Genomic DNA, 7,079 nt, shown 5'->3' with positions numbered 1-7,079 from the left:
GCCGGCCGCCCCGCCGCCGGCCGCCGCCCCGCGGTGGCTGGCGTCGCCGCTGTCCTCGTGCGGGGGTGAAGGGGAGGAAGCGTGCGCAGGGACGGTCCCGGCGCCGGCTGATCCCGATCCGGCACGGGCGTTGTTGCGGTTCAGCAGCCACCAGACGATGGCGACAATCACCACGATGACGATGAGCCAAATGATCCAGTCCATAGCGGAACCTTTCTGTCCAGAAGGCAGGGTTTCCAAAGGCGGGTTTCCAGGGCGAGTTTTAGAGCCGGGGTTGCCGCTGCTTTGACGGTACGTCCGCCCCGAGCCGGCTGTCCAGCACTGGAGGCCAGGCACTGTAGCCTCGGTGCATGGATTTCAAGAGACTGCGGATTCTCCGGGAGCTGGCCGACCGCGGCACCGTCGGCGCCACCGCCGAGGCCATGAACGTGACGCCCTCCGCCGTCTCGCAGCAACTCAAGACGCTCCAGGAGGAACTCGGCGTCGTCCTGGTGGAGAAATCCGGCAGGGGAGTCCGGCTCACGGAGGCGGGCCTCGCGATGGCCGGAGCCGCAGCCGAGGTCGCCACCGCGATGGCGAGGGCGGAGGCCACGGTTGACACCTACCGGCTTGGCTGGCAGACGCAGGTCAAGGCGGCATTCTTCCCCAGTGCCGCCGAAATGTTCCTGCCGGGACTGCTGCACCGGGTCAAGGCCATTGACGGCCTTCGCTTCGAGGCGCACTTCGAAGACCCGAACGTCGCAGGCTTCGCCGGCCTCACCGCCGATTACGACATTGTCCTGGCACACAGCGTCGACGGCCCCGAAGTCTTCGCCCGGCTGGGACTCACGGTGGTGCCGCTGCTGGACGAGCCGCTCGACGTCGCGATCCCGGAGGGGCATGCGCTCGCAGGCAAGGCCACCCTGTACGCGGAAGATGTCATCGGCTTCCCCTGGATGGGCGTGCCGGAGGGCTTCCCGTTCGATACCGTGCTCCGCCAGATCGAGGTGCAGGCCGATTCCCGTGCCGTCCGCGCCCAGCTCTACCCGGATCTGCGCGTCCTCGAAGCGCTCGTCAGCGCCGGGCACGGCCTGAGCCTGCTGCCGCGCTACACCGCACTCAAGAACCAGGGCCGGGGCTTCGTCCTCCGGCCCCTGGCCGGAGTCAAGGCACGCCGCAGCATCGTGGCACTGGCACGTCCCGACGTCGCCGCCCGGACCACCATCCAACAGGTGCTGGGCCTGCTTCAGGCCGAGGCGCAGGCCGTCGCCGAAGCTCCGGAACTTTGTGACGCAGCCCACGTAAACTGAGCCGGGACGGGCGGCTGGTTCCATCAGGTGAGACGGCAGTCCACTATTTGATCGAAATATTCCCGTCTTTCCGCTTAATGCTCCGCTTCGGGTCGTTCCGCCCAGCGGCGGCGCCCTAGACTTTGAGCCATGAGTGCGGACACCCAAACACCAGACACCACGCCGGACATCAAGCCCCGCAGCCGGGTGGTCACCGACGGCATCCACGCTGCACCGTCGCGCGGGATGCTCCGGGCGGTGGGCATGGGCGACGACGACTTCGCCAAACCGCAGATCGGTGTGGCGAGCTCGTGGAACGAAATCACCCCCTGCAATCTTTCCCTGAACCGGCTCGCCCAGGGCGCCAAGGAAGGCGTCTTCGCGGCCGGCGGCTTCCCGATGCAGTTCGGCACCATCTCGGTCTCCGACGGCATCTCCATGGGCCACGAGGGCATGCACTTCTCCCTGGTGTCCCGCGAAGTCATCGCCGACTCGGTGGAAACCGTGATGCAGGCCGAGCGGATCGACGGATCGGTGCTGCTCGCCGGCTGCGACAAGTCGCTGCCCGGCATGCTGATGGCAGCCGCCCGGCTGGACCTCGCCTCGGTCTTCCTCTATGCCGGCTCGATCATGCCGGGCTGGGTCAAGCTCGAGGACGGCTCCGAAAAGGAAGTCACGCTGATTGACGCCTTCGAAGCAGTGGGGGCCTGCGCCGCCGGCAAGATGAGCCGCGGGGACCTGGACCGCATCGAGCGGGCTATCTGCCCGGGCGAAGGTGCCTGTGGCGGGATGTACACCGCCAACACCATGGCCTGCATCGGCGAGGCGCTGGGCATGTCCCTTCCCGGCTCCGCCGCCCCGCCCTCCGCGGACCGCCGCCGCGACGTCTTCGCGCACAAGTCCGGGGAGGCCGTGGTCAACCTGCTCCGCCTCGGCATCACGGCCCGCGACATCCTCACCAAGAAGGCCTTCGAGAACGCCATCGCCGTCACCATGGCCTTCGGCGGCTCCACCAACGCCGTGCTGCACCTGCTCGCGATCGCCCGCGAAGCCGAAGTCGACCTCAGCCTGGAGGACTTCAACCGCATCGGCGACAAGATCCCGCACCTGGGCGATCTCAAGCCGTTCGGCCGCTACGTCATGACCGACGTTGATAAGATCGGCGGCGTGCCGGTCATCATGAAAGCCCTGCTCGACGCCGGCCTGATCCACGGCGACTGCCTCACCGTCACCGGCAAGACTGTTGCCGAGAACCTCGCCTCGATCAACCCGCCGGATCCCGACGGGAAAGTCCTCCGCGCCATGGACAACCCGATCCACAAGACGGGCGGCATCACCATCCTGCACGGTTCGCTGGCACCGGAAGGCGCCGTCGTGAAGAGCGCCGGCTTCGACGCCGACGTGTTCGAGGGCTCCGCCCGTGTCTTCGAGCGCGAACAGGGCGCCCTGGACGCGCTCAACAAGGGCCTGATCACTGCCGGCGACGTCGTCGTCATCCGCTACGAGGGGCCCAAGGGCGGGCCGGGCATGCGCGAAATGCTCGCCATCACCGGCGCCATCAAGGGCGCCGGCCTCGGCAAGGACGTCCTGCTGCTCACCGACGGCCGCTTCTCCGGCGGAACCACGGGCCTGTGCATCGGCCACGTCGCCCCCGAGGCGGCCGACGGCGGCCCCATCGCGTTCGTCAAGGACGGCGACCGGATCCGCGTGGACATCGCGGCGCGGACCTTCGACCTGCTCGTGGACGAGGCCGAACTCCAGGGGCGCAAGACCGGCTGGGAGCCGCTGCCCGCTAAGTTCACCAAAGGTGTGCTGGCAAAGTACGCCAAGCTGGTCCACAGCGCCTCCACCGGCGCCTACTGCGGGTGATCCAGGTTCCGGGAGGTGGCGTGAGCCCCTCCCGGGTCCCAGTCCGTGGACAGTGTTGTCCAGATAGTGAGACAGCGGGCGGGCGCGTTGACACCCGTCTCACTCAGAGGGAAAACTGGTTGCATGATCGCATTCGTTACCGCTGGCGCCGCTGCAGGTGTCTCCGTCGTCCTTACCAAGCGCGTGGCTCCATAGCCTTCACTGGTAACGAACCGTCACGCGCGAACCCCTCGAAGAGCCTTCCGGCTGAGGGGTTTTTTTATTTCCGCACCACCAGATCACTGAAGATCCAACCGAAGATCCACAAAGGAAGAGTCCGATGAGCAAAGGATCGCCGATCAGCCCCGCGCTGATGGCCGCAAAGTCCGCTGGAGGCCCCAAGGCTCCGGAACGCGTCGAACGGCCGGCCGACGCCGCCGTCGACATTGCTGCTGCCGTCTCTGCTGTCCTTGGGCCGAACAACGTCGTACCCCCGACCGCGATGACCGGCTCACAAGCAATCGTCCGCTCGCTCGAAGAACTCGGCGTGGAGGATATTTTTGGTTTGCCAGGCGGCGCTATCCTGCCCACCTATGACCCGTTGATGGCTTCGAGAATGAACCACATTCTTGTCCGTCACGAACAGGGAGCCGGCCACGCCGCGCAAGGCTACGCCATGGTCACCGGACGGGTCGGCGTCTGCATCGCCACCTCGGGCCCCGGTGCCACCAACCTCGTGACCGCCATCATGGATGCGCACATGGACTCCGTGCCGATGGTCGCCATCACCGGACAGGTCGCCAGCGGAGTCATCGGAACCGATGCCTTCCAGGAAGCGGACATCGTCGGTATCACCATGCCGATCACCAAGCACTCCTTCCTTGTCACGGACCCCAACGAGATCCCGCACGTCATGGCCGAGGCCTTCCACCTCGCCTCGACCGGCCGTCCCGGCCCCGTGCTCGTGGACATCGCCAAGGACGCCCAGCAGGGTCAGATGACCTTCTCCTGGCCGCCGAAAATCGACCTGCCCGGCTACCACCCGGTGCTCCGCGGGCACAGCAAGCAGCTGCGCGAAGCCGCCCGGCTCATCGCGGCGGCCAGCAAGCCCGTGCTCTACGTGGGCGGCGGTGTGGTCAAGGCGCACGCCTCCGCGGAACTGCGCGAGCTCGCCGAACTCTCCGGCGCGCCGGTGGTCACTACCCTGATGGCCCGCGGCGTCTTCCCCGACTCGCACCCGCAGCACGTCGGCATGCCGGGCATGCACGGCACCGTGTCCGCGGTGACCGCGCTGCAGCAGTCCGATTTGCTGATCACGCTCGGCGCCCGCTTCGATGACCGGGTCACCGGTGTCCTGAAGTCCTTCGCCCCCAACGCCAAGGTCATCCACGCGGACATCGATCCGGCCGAAATCTCCAAGAACCGCACGGCCGACGTCCCGATCGTGGGATCGGTCAAGGAGATCATTCCGGAACTGAGCGAGGCACTGCGCGTGCAGTTCGCGGCCTCCGGCACACCGGACCTCACCAACTGGTGGGTCTTCCTGAATAACCTCAAGGAGACCTATCCGCTCGGCTGGACCGAACCGGACGACGGCCTGAGCGCCCCGCAGCGCGTGATCGAGCGGATCGGGGCGCTCACCGGCCCTGAGGGCGTGTACGTCGCCGGCGTCGGACAGCACCAGATGTGGGCCTCGCAGTTCATCAAGTACGAACGCCCGCATGCCTGGCTCAACTCCGGCGGGGCGGGCACCATGGGCTACGCCGTGCCGGCCGCCATGGGCGCCAAGGTCGGCGACCCGGACCGGGTGGTCTGGGCGATCGACGGCGATGGCTGCTTCCAGATGACCAACCAGGAGCTGGCAACGTGCGCGATCAACAAGATCCCGATCAAGGTTGCCATCATCAACAACTCCTCCCTCGGCATGGTGCGCCAGTGGCAGACCCTGTTCTACGAGGGCCGCTACTCCAACACCGACCTCAACACCGGCCACGACACGGTCCGGATCCCGGACTTCGTCAAGCTGGCGGATGCCTACGGCTGCGCCTCGTTCCGCTGCGAACGCGACGAGGACATCGACGCCACCATCCAGAAGGCACTGGAGATCAACGACCGCCCCGTGGTCATTGACTTCGTCGTGAGCCCGAACTCCATGGTGTGGCCGATGGTCCCCGCCGGGGTCAGCAACGACCAGATCCAGGTTGCCCGCAATATGACCCCCGACTGGGAAGAAGAGGACTGACCATGCCCCGCCACACACTCTCCGTTCTGGTCGAAGACAAGCCCGGCGTGCTGACCCGCGTGGCCAGCCTCTTTGCCCGCCGCGCCTTCAACATCCACTCCCTGGCCGTCGGCCCGACGGAAGTTCCGGGCATGTCCCGGATGACGGTCGTCGTCGACGCCGACGGCGAGCTGGTCGAACAGATCACCAAGCAGCTGAACAAGCTGGTCAACGTGATCAAGATCGTCGAGCTCACCCCCGAATCTTCCGTGCAGCGAGACCACATCCTGGTCAAGGTACGGGCGGATGCCGCAACCCGGCTGCAGGTCACCCAGGCTGCAGACCTGTTCCGCGCCTCAGTAGTGGACGTCTCCACCGAGTCGGTCGTCATTGAGGCCACCGGCCACCCCGAAAAGCTCACGGCGCTGCTTTCCGTGCTGGAGCCTTTCGGCATCCGCGAAATCGTGCAGTCCGGCTCGCTGGCCATCGGGCGGGGATCCCGCTCGATGAGTGACAGGGCCCTGCGCAGCGCCTAGGGCGGCCGCTGCCTGAACGCGCCACCCCCGGTTCCAACACCAGTTTTCCCCGCAACACCCCACGAATCCACTCATAAGGAGACACCCCAGTGACTGAAATGTTCTACGACGACGACGCCGACCTGTCGATCATCCAGGGCCGCACCGTCGCCGTCATCGGTTACGGCTCCCAGGGCCACGCCCACGCCCTCAGCCTGCGCGATTCCGGTGTTGACGTCCGCGTCGGCCTGAAGGCGGACTCCGCGTCCCGTGCCAAAGCCGAGGCCGAGGGCCTGCGCGTCCTGAACGTCGCGGACGCCGTCGCCGAAGCCGACCTCATCATGGTCCTCACCCCGGACCAGGTCCAGCGCCACGTGTATGCCGAGGACATCGCCCCGAACCTGCAGCCGGGCGACGCCCTGTTCTTCGGCCACGGCTTCAACATCCGCTACGGCTACATCAAGCCCCCGGCAGACGTCGACGTCGCCCTCGTTGCCCCCAAGGGCCCGGGCCACATCGTCCGCCGCGAATTCGAAGCCGGCCGGGGCGTGCCGGACCTGATCGCCGTCGAGCAGAACCCGTCCGGCAAGGCCAAGGAACTGGCCCTGTCCTACGCCAAGGCGATCGGCGGCACCCGTGCGGGCGTCATTGAGACCACCTTCACCGAAGAGACCGAAACTGACCTCTTCGGCGAGCAGGCTGTCCTCTGCGGCGGCGCCTCCCAGCTGGTCCAGTACGGCTTCGAGGTCCTCACCGAGGCCGGCTACAAGCCCGAGGTTGCCTACTTCGAGGTGCTGCACGAGCTCAAGCTCATCGTGGACCTCATGGTGGAAGGCGGCATCGCCAAGCAGCGCTGGAGCGTCTCTGACACCGCGGAGTACGGCGACTACGTCTCCGGCCCGCGCGTGATCACCCCGGACGTGAAGGAGAACATGAAGGCTGTCCTCGCGGACATCCAGGACGGCACCTTCGCCAAGCGCTTCATCGACGACCAGGACGCCGGAGCCCCTGAGTTCAAGGCCCTGCGCAAAAAGGGCGAGGACCACCCGATCGAGGCCACCGGCCGCGAACTGCGCAAGCTGTTCTCCTGGATCAAGAACGAGGACGACTACACCGAAGGCTCAGTGGCCCGCTAGGCACTGACCGGCAGGGAAGCCGGACACCAGCCCTGGGGTCCGGCTTCCCTGCTTTTATGCGGCCCTGCTGTCAAGCACCACCCGCACCATC

The 7,079-nt window shown here is 66.8% G+C and carries 5 protein-coding genes and 1 pseudogene; 5 read left to right on the top strand and 1 reads right to left on the bottom strand.

The window, feature by feature from the left end; all coding sequences use genetic code 11:
* A pseudogene (locus BJG92_RS16700) lies at nucleotides 1-204 on the bottom strand (hypothetical protein); the annotation flags it as partial.
* Between the two features lie 146 nt (nucleotides 205-350).
* Between BJG92_RS16700 and BJG92_RS16695 the strand changes: the two are divergent.
* The 5 genes from BJG92_RS16695 to ilvC all read left to right on the top strand — a co-directional run bounded on the left by BJG92_RS16695 (nucleotide 351) and on the right by ilvC (nucleotide 6,988).
* The gene (locus BJG92_RS16695; protein WP_232085099.1) at nucleotides 351-1,289 is read left to right on the top strand and encodes a LysR family transcriptional regulator; all 939 of its coding nucleotides are present in this window, start codon (nucleotides 351-353) and stop codon (nucleotides 1,287-1,289) included.
* A gap of 129 nt (nucleotides 1,290-1,418) precedes the next feature.
* Entirely contained in the window at nucleotides 1,419-3,137 is a 1,719-nt protein-coding gene (ilvD, locus tag BJG92_RS16690) for a dihydroxy-acid dehydratase (protein WP_232085098.1), read from the top strand.
* A gap of 319 nt (nucleotides 3,138-3,456) precedes the next feature.
* Nucleotides 3,457-5,358, top strand: coding sequence for an acetolactate synthase large subunit (locus BJG92_RS16685; protein ID WP_232085097.1), 1,902 nt, complete (start codon nucleotides 3,457-3,459; stop codon nucleotides 5,356-5,358).
* Nucleotides 5,359-5,360: 2 nt separating this feature from the next.
* The gene (gene ilvN, locus BJG92_RS16680; RefSeq protein ID WP_232085096.1) at nucleotides 5,361-5,873 is read left to right on the top strand and encodes an acetolactate synthase small subunit; all 513 of its coding nucleotides are present in this window, start codon (nucleotides 5,361-5,363) and stop codon (nucleotides 5,871-5,873) included.
* Between the two features lie 89 nt (nucleotides 5,874-5,962).
* On the top strand, nucleotides 5,963-6,988 hold the full coding sequence (gene ilvC, locus BJG92_RS16675; protein WP_232085095.1) for a ketol-acid reductoisomerase: 1,026 nt from the start codon (nucleotides 5,963-5,965) through the stop codon (nucleotides 6,986-6,988).
* Nucleotides 6,989-7,079 lie beyond the last annotated feature (91 nt).

The sequence above is a fragment of the Arthrobacter sp. SO5 genome (genome assembly GCF_020532805.1).
Classification (GTDB): Bacteria; Actinomycetota; Actinomycetes; order Actinomycetales; family Micrococcaceae; genus Arthrobacter.
The sequence above is the reverse complement of the archived record's forward strand: the minus strand, read 5'-3'. Positions and strand labels throughout refer to the sequence as shown.